Source organism: Chitinophaga arvensicola (assembly GCF_900110835.1).
Classification (GTDB): domain Bacteria; phylum Bacteroidota; class Bacteroidia; order Chitinophagales; family Chitinophagaceae; genus Chitinophaga; species Chitinophaga arvensicola.
This window is the reverse complement of record NZ_FOJG01000002.1, coordinates 1971324-1987201: the sequence shown is the minus strand read 5'-3', so window position 1 is coordinate 1987201 and position 15878 is coordinate 1971324. Positions and strand designations below refer to the sequence as shown.

At 45.5% G+C, this 15878-nt stretch carries 3 protein-coding genes; all 3 read left to right on the top strand.

Features of this window, described 5'->3' with window-relative positions:
* The first annotated feature begins 31 nt into the window (after positions 1–31).
* Genes BMW79_RS25370 through BMW79_RS25360 form a run of 3 tightly spaced genes read left to right on the top strand, consistent with a single transcriptional unit; the run spans position 32 to position 15872 of the window.
* On the top strand, positions 32–6469 hold the full coding sequence (locus tag BMW79_RS25370; RefSeq protein WP_143059268.1) for a hypothetical protein: 6438 nt from the start codon (positions 32–34) through the stop codon (positions 6467–6469).
* Between the two features lie 18 nt (positions 6470–6487).
* Positions 6488–7282, top strand: a complete 795-nt coding sequence (locus tag BMW79_RS25365; protein WP_089899667.1) for a hypothetical protein — start codon at positions 6488–6490, stop codon at positions 7280–7282.
* A 34-nt stretch (positions 7283–7316) separates the two neighbouring features.
* The gene (locus BMW79_RS25360) at positions 7317–15872 is read left to right on the top strand and encodes an RHS repeat-associated core domain-containing protein (RefSeq protein WP_089899664.1); all 8556 of its coding nucleotides are present in this window, start codon (positions 7317–7319) and stop codon (positions 15870–15872) included.
* Positions 15873–15878 lie beyond the last annotated feature (6 nt).

Genomic DNA, 15878 nt, shown 5'->3' with positions numbered 1-15878 from the left:
TTTTCTAGGCTTGCTTGCCTTCCAGATATTTATGCCCTGTGCTGCATGGGCACTTACTACCGGTCCTTCCCAACCGGAAAGCAAACAGTTTGTTGAAGCTGGTACCAGCGAAACGGTAGATCTCTTTACAGGAGCTTTTAAATACAATATTCCGCTGATGGACATTGATGGTTACCCCATCAATTTAAATTACCAGTCGGGTGTAGGAATGGATGATGAGGCCAGTTGGGTGGGACTTGGCTGGAACCTCAATGTGGGCGCCATCAACCGGAGCCTGAGAGGCATTCCGGATGATATGAACGGCGACAAAGTGATCACGGAGCATTATACTGCTCCTAAAACAACCACTGGTGGCCGGGGAACTGTTAAAGCAGAATTCTTTGGAGGTACAAAACTGATTGGCCTGAAAGGATCTTTGTCGCTCGGCGTTTTTAGTGATACTTACACGGGTATAGGAGCAGAGTTTGGCATAAATGCCGGTATCTCGCTTACAAGAGGGACTGGCAGTTTAACGCCCGGACTGGGCGTAGGCCTGATGTCCAATACCAGCAATGGTGTGGATGTAACGCCTAATATCACCCTGGCATTGTATGATAAGTCGAACGAAAATAAAACCACTAACGTAGGGTTGTCGGCCAATCTTGGCTACAACACCCGTCAGGGGCTTAAAAGCCTTACGCTGACCGGCTCTTTCGGGTTAACAACGAGAGACTATTTTGGTGACCCGGGTTCGGCCAGTTTCGACGCAGGTGGTATCGGGTTCACTTACAATACTCCGCCTTTTTATCCGCACATCGGCGTGCCTTACCGGTCTACTAATCGCAGTTATAGTATAGACGTGGGTCCTTCGGGCGCGGGTGCTTTTGCCGGCGCAGGACTTACCGGCTACCGGTATAAACGCGAGATATTGAACAGGGTTAATACCAATCCTGCTTATGGCTACCTATATGCTAACCGGGGTAAGGACGTGCCCAACGCTGTAATGGATTTTATGCGGGAAAAGGACAATGCGGTCATTCCCAATATGCCCAATATTGCCATTCCTGTTGCCACAGCCGATATTTTTTCCTATTCCAGTCAAACAGGAAGTGGCCAGTTCCGTCTGCACCGGGGTGGTACAGGGGTGGTATTTGATCCGGCTGTCAGCGATGTGAATAACACCACTACGCTTGGTGTAGATCTGGGTTTTGGTTTATACTTTCATGGTGGGATAACATTTTACAAGCAGGATATATCCAACAAAACCGGCAAGTGGAAGAAGGAAAACTATTTTAATGAAGTAGGAGATTACAGGAATAGTGATACTAACCCGGAAGAAGAGCATGCCTACTTCAAGCAGATGGATGAGAAGAATATAGGCAACAGCCGGTATGAGTCGTTGATAAATGGAGAAGACGTGGTGCATGTGTCTTTAGATGGACTGAAGGCTAAGAATGAACTGAAAGACGGATATAACAATACTTATCCGATATCCTATGGGACGCCACTGGTAAAGAATTCGAGACAGGTAAGACGTAATGCGATTTCCTATCTCACGGCATCAGAAACATACAAAGGCGGGGTGATAAAAATGAAGGAAGATTACCGGGAGAATAAGGTGGCAGGTTTTACACCGGCTCCGCCTTCTGCGGTAATAGAATCCAGGTATGGTACACATCTTTCTGAATTTACGGTTACCGGCGATGATGGGAAGAGAATGGTGTATAGTCTGCCGGTTTATAACAAGGTGCAGGAAGAATATTCCTTTGCTACAGATCCGAATGCTCCGAAGGACGAAAACAATAACCTGGTTGGATTTTCGCTGAAGCCTGATGGCGGCATTCAGCACAATTACGGTATTGATAAATATTTTCATAAAGAAACACAGCCTGCATATGCATCTGCTTTCCTGCTGTCGGCTATATTGTCGCCTGACTATATTGATGTGACGGGGAATGGTATTACAGATGACGATTTGGGTACCGCTATTAAGTTTAACTACACACGGGTAAACAGTAATTATAAGTGGCGTTCTCCTATGAAACCGAGAATGGCCTTGTACAACAAAGCACTCAATGCGGATACTGATGATGATAAAAGCAGCATTGTATACGGGGAGAAGGAAATATGGTTGTTGAATTCCATTGAGACAAAGAATAAGGTCATGTATTTCCTGCTGGATGACAGAAAGGATGCATTGGGCGTTACAGGTATCATGGGCGATATCGACAAAACAGCAACCGGTAAACAACGTTGCCTGAAGGAAATCCGGCTGTATGCAAAGAAGGATCTTACCACGCCCATAAAAACAGTGGTACTCAACTATGACTATACCCTGTGCAAAAAAGTACCAAATCAGATGGATGCCAATAGTGGTAAACTTACCTTAACAGGTTTGTATTTTACCTATGGTGCATCTACGAAAGGGCAGCATTTTCCCTATACGTTCAGATATATGGGCGCGAATCCTGATTATGGCTATCTCTCTACCGACAGATGGGGTAATTATAAGCTTCCCAAATCTGGCTTGAATAACTTAAGCAATGATCGTTTTCCCTATAGTCTTCAGGATAAGACGATGGCAGATCAGAATGCCAGTGCATGGAATTTAACAGATATCACTTTGCCCACGGGTGGAGAAATGCATGTGGATTATGAATCCGGTGACTATGCTTATGTACAGGATAAGCCTGCGATGCAGATGGTGGAACTGAAGCAGCTGGTAAATGATAAAGGTGCGCCGGCAGAGAATCTTTATGATGCGAGAGGGTTCCTGATTCATATCAACGAACCGCTGAAGGGAGATAAAACGAATGATTTTATTGCGCGTTACCTGAATTCCGAAAGGGATTTTTATGCCAAACTATTTGTGAATGTCACAGATAGAGTGGAGAATGGTGCATCTGAAGAAAAGTGTGATTATATTCCTTGTTACGCAAAGGTGGATAAGGTGCTGGATATAGGAGGTGGAGATGTGGCAGTTATATTTGAAGAGATGAGTGAGGGGAATGTAACCTCGAATCCTTTCATTTTTGCTGCCTGGCAGAAAATGAGATTAGAGTATCCCAAGTATGCATATCCCGGCTACAAGAACAGGATATCTGACGATATGCCTATCCAGGCCGCATTGGGCGCCCTGGTAAACTCTATCAGTAACCTCCGCGAAATAACGGGCAATTTTTATAAAAGAGCGGAGCGAAAGAGGTTTGCCCGCAGTGTGGATCTGAAAAAGAGTTTTGGCCGTATTGCCAGGGTGGATGGAATGAAACCCGGAGGTGGAGCAAGGGTAAAGCGTGTAACCATATCAGATATCTGGAACACGATCAGTGGTGAGCCTTTAACGGGCGCTACTTACGGCCAGGAATATACGTATACTACTACCTGGAATGGGAAAACGATCAGTAGTGGTGTAGCCAGTTATGAGCCGGGTGTAGGTGGCGATGAAAACCCGCTGCGTTTACCGGTATCCTATACAGAAGATGTAAAGGGTGGTCTCAATAATTATTATTACCTGGAGAAGCCCTTTGGTGAATCCTTGTTTCCTGCTCCTGTAGTGGGTTATAGTAAAGTGGTGGTAAAAGATCTGAATGCCAGCGGGGTGGTAGATGCAGCACCAAAAACAGGATGGGTACAACATGAATTCTATACAGCCAGGGATTTCCCGGTACAGGTGAGCTATGATCAAAGTCCGGAGACCTATAATTATGATTCCAAGGGCTGGTTCAGTTTTATCGGCTCCAATGTAGCGCATGAACTGGTATTATCGCAGGGGTATGTGGTGAAGTTAAATGACATGCATGGAAAGCCCAAAGCAGAAAGAGTATTTAACCAATCAGGTGCAGAAATTGCCAATACCAGCTACTACTTTAATGCAAAACCATTGGGTGCAGGCACACAGGCTCTTGTGAATAATGTGGATGTGGTGAATGAAAAAGGAGTGGTTATGCAGAACCAGGTTATCGGCAGGGAGATAGAAATGATGGTGGACATGCGGGAAGAGGAAACCAGCAACACCGGTCGTACGATCCGTCAGGGGATGGATATGATCCCCGGGTTTCCTATACCGTGGGTGATCCCACACTGGCCTATGAGTCAGAATGATGAGTACCGGCTGTTTCGTTCGGCATCTGTATTAAAAACCGTTCAATACTCCGGGGTACTGGACAGGGTAGTGAAAACCATCAATGGATCTACTGTTACTACGAAAAATACGTTGTATGATGCGGTTACCGGCGATCCGGTGGTCACTACTATCAATAACGAGTTTGATGATCCCGTGTACCAGGTAAATATGCCGGCTTACTGGATGAATAGCGGGATGTCTGGCGCCTATAAAAATAATAATGCTGTTATCCGCAATTTCAGGACGGATGCTAAAGGCAAAATTCCATCCGCCTATAACGGCTTTATGACCCCAGGAGATGAACTGATTGATCTTAACCAACAGGACTCCACTTACTGGGTGATAAAAACATTGACAAAGGGAGACCAGGCCTCGTCCTATAAAATTATCAGGAGGAATGGGGAGGTCGCGATTAATTTCCAGAGCGACGTAAAACTGGCGCGCTCCGGGTACCGTAACCAGCTGACTGCTCCCGGCGCTTCTGTGGTGTGCCTGAAGAACCCGGTGCAAAACGGTGCTTTCCGTTTTACAACAGATACGGACGACGAACTGGCTTCTATGGCAGTACTCGATGCCAATGTAACACTGTACGATCAGTCCTGGGGCGCCCGGCTTGAGAAGGATAGCATTGCTGAGGGATACGATTATGCGCGGCCGGACAGGGGAGTATTTATACGAAAGCCTAATGCAAATGACCTCATGTGTCCTGATTATGCGAAGTTCAAAGATCCCGAAGATGGAAATGAGGGAACCACTTTTTACAATCCGGAAGGTGCAGAATACGGCAACAGGACAGGCTATTTCTGGGGAGGGAACGGTTATACCGGAAGATTAAACACCATTGGGATGTATCCCAGGAATAAGGGTACACGCGATAATTTTCTATGGTATTCTTACAGTACCGATATAACATTGGAACCTGCTGCAAGCTATTCTCTTGGTCTGGCTGGTAATGATGAGGTGTATGTATATATAGATGGGATATTAAGGAAAAAGCTGATAGAAGAGAAACTAAGTAATCATAGAAAATGGCATGTTGTCGAACTACCGGACATTCTTCCTGGCAAACATCATTTCAGGATTATGGGCCGTAATTCCCGCGATGTTCAAGCCTCTTTTGCAGCAGAGATCTATAATAAATCAGCTTACGAATTATATAGTACCGGCAATTATACAAATATCATCGCTTATTCATCGGAGGATCTGATACGTTATCCGGCTGACGTACAGGAACTCCAGGGAGAAGCAGGAACCCTGATAAGTGAAGAACATTATACAAAACCTATTCGTTTCCAGGTTAACCCTTTTCTGTACGGTTTCCTGGGCAACTGGCGGCCGGTAGAACAGAAAGCCTTCCTGGTGAACAGGACCGGGCAGCAGTTATCTGTTCCGGACATCAGGAAAGGTGGGGTTTATCAGAACTTTACCCCTTACTGGTACTTCTCTTTAGCAGACAATGCCTGGAAGCAAACCTCGGTAAACGATGAAAAATGGGTGGGCACAGGTACCACTACTCTTTTTGATGCGCAGGGCAATGGCCAGGAGTCGAAAGATCCGCTGGGTATTTTCAAAAGCGCCTTGTTTAGCTTCAATAATACACTTACCGCCGCCGTTGCTGCCAATGCGATGCAGCGGGAAATATTCTATGATGGATTTGAAGATTATGTTTACCGGGTGACTGCTATTCCTGAAAATAGCAGCCCGAAAGACAGCTTCAATATGTTTGTGATGATCCGCGACAAGGGGCAGTATACAGACTGGCTGGATAACAAGATTGCCCATACCGGTAAATATAGTCTGAAGCTAAACAGTCCGCTGGTGTTATATACGCATCCACACGAAAATGTACACCATACGGTGCCTTACCTGGACCTTTCTAGCCTTGGAGACTATATGCGTACTACCAGGCCTTATGTTTACCCGGCGGGATTTGCTCCAAAGCCTTATTCAGAGTATATCTTTTCTGCGTGGGTAAAAGATGCGCAACCTGCGGGCAGTACCTCCGATCTGAAAGTCAGCATTAATGATGTTGACCAGCGCCTCACCGTAAAAGCTTCGGTAGAAGGGTGGAAACTGGTAGAGCTGAAATTTTATGCTGGTGCTACTGCATCGACCACTGCTGTAACCCTGTCTGCCAGCAGCGCAACAAGGATAGACGATATACGGATCTTACCTGTTGCCGGCAGTATTAAAACGTTTGCGTACGATCCTAAGAACCAGCGGCTCATGGCGCAATTGGATGAAAATAACCTGGCGACGTTGTATGAGTATGATGATGAGGGTACCCTGATCAGGTTAAAGAAGGAAACAGACCGTGGCATCATGACTATCAAAGAAAACCGCTCTTCTTACAGGGCGCAGAATTAACCGTTTTAATATTGAAAGATGAAAAAGTATTATATAAATGGAAAGTTTATCGTTTTATTCCTGGCAGCCGTAATGGTTGTAGGACTGGCCATAGGCGCCAGGCCGTTATTGCGCAGTTGGTGGCATCCCGTGAATGCACCGGAGTCAGTAACAGAAGAAACTCCCCGTTTTCAAAGCGGGGATGCGGAGTTGCTCCGGCAGGTGATTGCTATTTACAGGCGTATCGATACGTTGTCAGTGATCGACATGGGTGGAAGCATCCGCATCACAGATCCGGCAGAGCCGACAGAAAATGTGAATGCCACATTTAACTATTGCAGACGGAAAGCGGAGATGTACTACCAACTCGGGGATAATGAAATGGTACAACTGGAGGGCATGTGTATTTCGGCTAACCGTGGCATTGAAAAGTTGTTTGTTTCGCCCCCGAAAGAGGTCATTGCAGCACCACAGCTGCCGGTAGACAGTATCATTTCACTTTGGGAAAGCGACAGCTATGCCATTAATACCACGCACACGGATAATCTAACAACCATACAGCTGCTTTGTGAACGCCATGTTACCTGTAAGGAATTAAAGATTACCTATGACCATAGCGCGGGAAAGTTAAACAGCATTTATATGCGTCTGACTAACCTGGAAGATCCGCTTAACAGAAAGCTGGATCGTGAGATCACCACGGTTTTTAATAAATGGAACGAGGTAATTACCGATGACCACCGGCTTCAGTTATCTACCTATCTGCAAAAAGAAGCTGATGGCTGGAAACCTGCAGCAGCATATAATAATTTCAGATTGATATCAACGCTTTAAGTGTTAACCTATTCACCATTAATGCCCTTTACCTATGGGTTATAGAAAATTAAATATCCTTATTTACAGTGTATGCTGGATACTGCTCCTGATGTTTGGAACGGTTCACACTGCCGGTGCACAGGTAGAATCATACCAGAAGCTGTTACAGGGAAAGATAAAGAAAGGCGATACCCTTGTTATTAAGGATGAAAAATTCCGGAACGATGCCTTTGACTGGAAATCGATCAATAACAAGCTGGTAAATAACGTAATTACTTTCGGGTTGTACCGCGACTCCACCTATAGCATCGATAAACCCTTTAAGTGTGAGCTTGATCTGAAAATCGAGTATTGGAGTCAGCCTGACCAGGACGATCCAATCACCATTGAGCATGCACGGATCAATATTAATTATGATACAGCCTGGCTGGCGTCTTACCAGGGAGAGAATATTTATTCATTTACCAACGCCTATAAGGTGAAGTTAACGGTAAACGATATCACCAGTAAAGAACTGGGTACGGATCTACCGGCGATTTTTTCGCTGAAAGGCGAGGTGATAGTGGACCGGCAATATACTTCTAATAAGGAAGAAGAGTTGTCGATGACGGCATTCTTCAAATCCGGTGAGCCGGGGGCAGTTCCCGGTAAACAGGGTAAAGCAGGCATGATGCCGATGGGAGCCACTGCGAATACGCCGCCTTTAACGGGTATGGTGAATGTTAACTGGAATGAGATCATACCAGGCAACGAGTATGACCTGGAGTGGACTTATATTGACGAGGAATCTGTCAATGGCCGGTTTCTCGCCGCAAACCGTTCCTCGATAACCGATGCACAGCTGGAAGAGATGTTCCGGAATAATTCCACCCGTATCACTACTGATCAGCACAATTATGATATCACTCTGTTGCACAGCAGTAAATACCTGTTGCTTCGTATCCGGTATGTAGTATATGTAAATGGTTTCCGGGAGGAACATCCATGGGTATACCAGGTAAAACTGGCATCCGGAGAGATAGCAAGGGTACTGGATCTGGCCTGGCATCAACCCGGATTTAACTGGCAATTCAGCGCCAGCTATGCAGAGGGGGGAAAGAAGAAGGAAGTGGTCAGTTATTTCGATGGGATACTCAAGAACCGGCAAACGGTGACTATCAATAACACGGATAAGAATGCCATATTACAGGAAAATGTTTACGACGAGTTTGGAAGGGTGGCCGCCAATATTTTACCCGCACCGATCCAGGCAACGAACTTAAACTATTATGGAAAACAAAATCTGAATTCCGCCGGCAAAGTATATTCTTACCGCGATATTTATAACAATAGCACTGGTAGTTGCGTGGTGATGCCTGCACCATTGAAAGAGACATTCGGTGCGGCATTGTATTATTCAGGCAACAATCCGTTTAAGACGCTTGATTCGGCCATAAAGTATGTTCCCGATGCAGGCGGTTATCCTTTTGCTATCACCGCCTATACCAACGACAATACCGGACGTGTTCGTGTAAAAGGTGGTGTAGGACAGGTGTTGCAGCCGAACCAGGATGAGGCATTGAATCATAGTACCAGGTATTTTTATGGAAAGCCTTTACAATGGGAGTTGGACCGGCTTTTTGGTTCGAACGCAGGGAAGGCTTCCCATTTTCTTAAGAACATGGTCATTGATCCCAATGGACAGATCAGTGTGAGTTATCTGAATTCTTCCGGTAAACCGGTGGCCACAGCTTTAAGCGGAGGAGCGCCCGATAATGTATTGCCATTGGTATCAAAAGGCGTTACAGAACTGGTAGATGTACCGGTGCTGGAGCCGGAATCATTTGTATTTGATCAGCAGGAACTGAAACTCAGAGGTAACGCTACCTATCTTTGTGCCGTTCCGGATCACAATGCCAGCATCAGGTACCGGATAGATAAACTGATTAAGAAATATAAAGAGAACGCAGTAGAAATATGCAGCAATTGTTATTATGAGCTCAAGATTGATGTGTATGATGATTGTAATAACAAAGTAGATGGGAATGTAACACCCATCAGGATTGGCAGTCCTGATCCCAATTGTGCGGACGAAGGATTTGTAGAAAACAGCTTTATAGTAGACCTGGGAAAAGCCGGTGAATATAGCATCCGTTTTGAATTGTCGCTGAACCCGGATGTAATTGAGCGATATACCGATGATTTTATTAAGCGTAATACCAATCTGCAGCCGGAGTTCTATTTTATCATCAATCAGCTGAAAACGACAGATTTTACAGGATGTGTGAGTGATTGTCATACCTGTGAGGTTGCGCTGGGTACAAAAGCGGAATTTCAACAGAAGGTATGGCAGCGGATTGCCGACAATAAGGTGAATGCTACCCTGTACACCAATGAGATAAATAACTGGAGTGGTCCGTTATACGACATCTTGAAGATGAGGTGCACTATTGCCTTGTTGAACTGTGCGCCTGATCCTTGCAGGGAGTTAAGAGAAACGCTGAAACAGGATGTAAGTCCTGGTGGACAATATGCACAGTTTGACACCTATGGCAGGCCACTGGAGCAGGGGGTAAATATATTGAGCCTTTATTTCAGAACGGTATTCAAAATCGATGCTGTTGGTGGTGCACGTTATGATTCAACGAGGATCGTAACGGTGGACGGCGTGAGTATATCCCCCTGCGATGCAAGCTTTACCTTGCAGGACCTGGTAACAAACTGGCGGCCGGAATGGGCAGACCTGTTTCTGCCTTACCATTGGGAGTATTGTGCATTGCAAAGCTGTGAGAGTTTGTCTGCCGTGAAGCGTTGGGATGAAAAGATCACTTCCCTGTGTTTAAAAGCATCCGACCTTCCGAAATATGTGGGCAGCACCTATGATCGTAATAATCCGACCTGGTTACTGAATGCTGATCCTTTTCTGACGAACAACGCTGCGCAGCCATACATCAACAGCTTTGTCAGCGATCTTAATAATTATTCCAGGAACAGGACGCCGTATAAAAGCAGCACTTTTAACAATAAAAATATCTGGCAGTATGTAGACTATCTTCTCTATTGCGCAGATAGTACCGGAAATACCAATGCTACTACAGATGTGACATTTGTATCCAGGTGGAATAACTGTGTGCCACAGGCGCAATGCCGGGTACCTGACCGGGAATGGCTGGCTTATGCGGAGTATTATTTCCAGCTGAAAGAAATCTATTATCAGCGTATCCGGGATGCAAGGTGCGGGGATATCTGTAAGATAGGGCGTCCGATTCCGGTGTTGGGAGAAAGTTGTGCTACGGTAACTGATTTTTCTTTTGCAGAGGATACGGTTAATGCCTGTGGAGCTGGATCAAAGCGGATCCGGGTTAATTTCGAAGGAAACCGTTTTACTACGGAAACCCGTGTTGGGGTTACTTATTCTACAGGTTCCGGCAATACATCAGAGGTATTAACTTTTAATGCGGGAGACCGGTATAAGATGATCTGTGTGCCTCAGTATCTTCCGCTGAGTGTATTAAAAGTGGATTCTGTTTATTGCAGGAATAGTGGAGCGGTGTCTTTTCCGCCGAAGGTCATTGCATCTCCGAATTGCAGAACCGATTATGTGGTGACGACAGGTAGTACCTTGTGGCATAATACATATTTTTATTATATCACATTTTCTTCTCCCCTGGCTGAAGGAACAGAATATGTATTCAAACTGAAAATATATAAGGACAGTATAATAACTGTCAATGTTCGTGGTCCTTTAACCGTTTATGAAGGAACAGCGGCCCTACCTGATAATACCAGTCCCTCGGCAGCAGAAATGGAAGTTAAAGTAATATCCGTTTCGTGCTATCAGATCGATGGTGGCTGTTCTCCTTTGTTCAGGAATAAGATTTCCCGTATGGAGCGAATAGACTATGATCAAACGTTCTCCATGAACCCCGACTCCCTCAGGAATGACGGTTTCGCGCAGATAGCCAACCTGGTGGCAGACAACTGTGCCAACAATGCGGATGTATGGATGTCGCAGTTGAATCTTAGTGGTTATGGTGATGCACAAAAAACAACACTTCGCCAGAAATTGATTGAAGTATGTAAACTGGGCGGCGACACGGCTCATCTGAGTGGCGCGAGTGCTGCTGTTCCTACTGCTACTGCTGAGGGATACCGTTCCTTCAAGGATGTTATGTTAGGGGTGTTGGGAGCCGGCAGTATTAAGATGGAAAATAATCCATGGATTCTTTCCGGGCCTTATCCTTATAATGTGAAAGCGCAAACCTCAGAAGCGGTTATCGGCAATACAAACGCGGCTATTTGTGCCCGACTGAGTGTATTGCAGGCCGATTATAACATTAAAGGCGCTGGTCGTACCTTTTTCAGATATCTAACGGATACCTACGGCAAGGCGATGAATCTTAAGCAGGAGGAGTTGGATCAGCTGATAAAAAGCTGTGGCAACTGCCGGTACCTGCTGGCAACCCAGTTGACACTGCCGGTATTCCTGGAAGTAAATGCAAAAGGATGTATTACTCCGGGTGAATTCACTGCTGCCATGACTGCCCTTAACCAGGAGCCATGGAATGGTGGCCTCAGTGTAGAGGATGGTAACTATGAGACGATTGTGGCCACTTATCTGAACCACCGCTGGGGTTTTTCACTTGGCTATTCAGACTACGAGGACTACAGAACTAAAGTAACAGCAGGGACATCGGAATTACTTTGTAATGAACCTGTATATAAGTCAGTAACGCCTGATCCTGCTGCCTGTCTGATGGAAATGATAGACGGCGCTATAGCCGGTGGCCGCCGCCGTTATGTTGTGTATATTGATTCGGTGCGACAGGAATTCCGCAGGCAATACATCACCGTATGTGCCGGCACAAGAGCTAATGCCAATCTGAAAACACAGCAGCAGCTGTATCATTTTACCCTTTATTATTACGATCAGGCGGGTAACCTGGTAAGAACAGTGCCGCCGGAGGGGGTAGACGTACTCAGTGCAGAAAGACTGAATAAAACGACCACTGAGGTACCTGCGGACTTTGCCTGTAATTACAATGGCGATCCGTTTAATACTGCTTTGCCATCGGCATTGAACGAACTGACCAGTTCTTTAAATATTCAAACGGGAGTTGCAGTAGAGATGTGGATAAAAGGGCGTCCAACGGGAGCTACCCAGGTATTGACACCCACTTCCAATAACAATTATTTCTTTACTACCTGTGTAAGTAATACCTATTGTTATGTATCGATTTACAAAATGAATCCCGAAACGAATGCTGTCAGTTTCGTGAGAAGTAATGATATAGCGGTACCAATTGCCACCTTTACAGCCGGCAATTGGCTGCATCTGGTGGTGCAGTCAGGTAACCTGATGGATGGGGTATTGAATACCTATGTAAATGGACGGTTACTGAATAATGATACAAAAGCGCCGCCTGCGCCCTGTGCCTGGGATGTTACAGTGGGTACAGGTGGTGTATCTATTACCAACGATCTCAGTGATCTGAAACACCTGAGAACTTATAACCGTCAGCTTACCGGAGAAGAGATATGGGCGAATTCACAGGAGCCTTGTATGGCATTGGTGGCTGGTCAGGATGCGAAGCGTTTCTGGGGGCGGTTTAATACACCTGCCAACGGCGCGCCCGGAACGGTGGGAGGGCCCAACTCGAACGTGGAGGTACGGCCAGTGCCGGTACAGCCCCAACACAGGCTTGCTACCGATTATGCCTATACGTCTTTGAACCAGGTATCTACGCAAAAGACGCCGGATGCCGGTGTCAGTGGTTTCTGGTATGACTATAAAGGGAGACTGATTGCCTCCCGGAATGCCAAACAGGCGAAGCGCAATAATAACTATAGCTATAGCGTATATGATGCGCTGGGCCGTATTATTGAGACTGGTGAAGTTTTGAGCAATGTCAGTATTTTTGAGCCAGGGTTTATTAACGGTTATGGGAATCTGTTAGTAGGTGCTCTTTCAAATCCTGAACGTATCTATACTACGTATGACAGTCCCGTTCTGCCATCTGGTTTGGGTACACAGGATAACCTGCGAAACAGGGTCTCCTCCCAGGGCCGGTATGTTTCCATCCCGACAGGAGGATATACGGTGGATAATTTTGTTTATAGCTACGATTTGCTGGGCAATGTGAAAACCTTCTGGCATGGGAATGGCTCGTCTGATTATAAGCAGACAGATTATAATTATGACCTGATCAGTGGAAAAGTGAATGCCGTGCGTTATCAGCCAGGAAAGGACGATCAGTTCTATTATGGCTATGCCTATGATGCGGAGAACAGGCTGGTAACAGCAAAATCGGGCATCAGCAGTGGTTCTGCCGACAAATGGGCAATAAGTGACCCGGTTACCGACGCTTACTATTACTATTATAAACACGGTCCGCTCAGCCGCATGGAGTATCTGCGGGATAGATTGCAGGGTATTGACTATGCCTATACACTGCAAGGCTGGCTGAAAGGGATGAATGGTAACTATCTCCAGCCAACATCCGATATGGGTATGGATGCGGATCAAACAGCACCAAGGAAGAATTTTGCTAAAGATGTGGTTTCCTATACACTGGATTACTTCAAGGGTGACTATACTCCGATTAGTAAGCCGCCATCTGGCATTAATCCTTTTACATTAGCATGGAATGGTAACGCTGCTGATATAGCAGGACAGGATCTGTATAATGGTAATATTGCCCGATCAGAGCTTGCGTTGAAAGGAATTAATGGTGGAAACCCGGTTGGGTATGCTTACCGCTACGACCAATTGAACCGGTTAAGAACCATGCGTCAGCGTACCATGACGAGCGGTGCCGCCACCTGGGAGCTGGGAAATGTTTCAGCGGAGCCCTACGCGGAAGACCTCACCTACGATGCCAGTGGTAATATTCTGACATATAACCGCAATACGGGAGATGGTCAACCAATGGACCGGCTCACCTATAACTACCCCAGGAATGGTGGCGGTCAGCTTACCCGGAACCGCCTGAGGTATGTGAAGGATGGGATCAAAGACCCGGTTTATCCAGGTATGGATATCGGGAATCAGGCCCCCGCTGTAGAAACAGTCAGCGATATCGGAAATGCGGCCGGTGATGCCTACATGTACGATGAAATTGGTAATCTTATAAAAGATGGGAATGATGTATCAGAAATAGAATGGAATGTTATAGGAAAAATCAAAAGTTTTAAAAAAGGAACACTTAAAACGGAGTATTTTTATGATCCTGCGGGTAACCGGTCCAGGAAAGTAGTGGAAACATCCGCCAATAATTACACCACTACCTTTTATGAAAGGGATGCTACAGGTAATGTTCTGGCTACCTATGAACAAAAAACAGGGTCTGCTGACATTATATGGAAAGAACAGTATCTTTATGGTAGCAGCCGTCTGGGGGTATGGAAACCTAACATGAAGCTGGGCGCTGCCGGTACTAAAGATGCACTATGGACAGCATTTAATAACCGGGAGTACGAGATTACGAATCACCTGGGGAATGTGCTGACGACGATAACGGATAAGAGGACAGTAACTGGTGGCGTGTATGATGTGGCGATTAGCAGTGCGGTGGATTATTCGCCTTTTGGAATGCAGCTGGTGGGTAGGAAGATGAGTGGAGGGGGTTATAGGTATGGGTTTAATGGGAAGGAGAATGATAATGATGTGAAGGGAGAGGGGAATCAGCAGGATTATGGGATGAGGATATATGATCCGAGGATAGGAAAGTTTTTGAGCGTAGATCCAATCACTTATCAGTATCCAGAGCTTACACCATATCAGTTCGCAAGTAATAGTCCTATACAAGGAGTAGACTTTGATGGATTAGAATTAGTTAATAGTAATCAGGAGCCGCGTTTTCTGAAGGTAGTCGGAGGCCAAGCTACCTTGGCAACAACGACAACGATAGTGGTAACCAGGACAGCAGAAGAGGCTGGCAAACGGATGGCAGTTAATGCAGCTGGAAGATTAGTTACTTCTACAGGAATAAGAATTGGTGGCAGTACAATTGGAGCAGCTGTGTTGACAGCTATACTGACTGTTATACCACTTCAGACGTCAAATTATGAGAACAGCAAATCCTGGATAGATCAGAAGCAGGCTGCAATGGAGAAAGCTAAAGCTTTTTATGCACAGTCTCACATTGAAGAATTTAGGGATCCGTCCGGATTGTCTGATGAATATTTAAGAGGCGTCCAAGATAGAATTCTTAAAGGCGATGCTTCCGGTCAGGATTATTTATACAAAAAGGAGATAGCGCGGAGGAATCTCACAGGTTCTGAAAGTTCTTCTCGCCCTACATTGCATATTCTTGGAGAAGAAGGCGGAATTATTGGTGGGAAAGTAAAATATAGCAATGGGTTGACTGTAGGATTTATGGCAGATAAGACAGTAAATGGGACAACGTTAGAATTTACCAATACACTCTTTTATCCAGATGGCGTGGATGGAAATCAATTAAAGAATGCTTTTGGAGCACGTGAAATGCTTGAAACACTTAATGCAATGAAAGATTATGCCAAAGATCAAGGATATGAAAAGGTGAGGATACAATGGAAAAGGGCTGAGAATAGCTCTTCCAGAAATCCTGGTCATGAATTTGATCGTACTTTTGACTTAAATAAATAAATTATT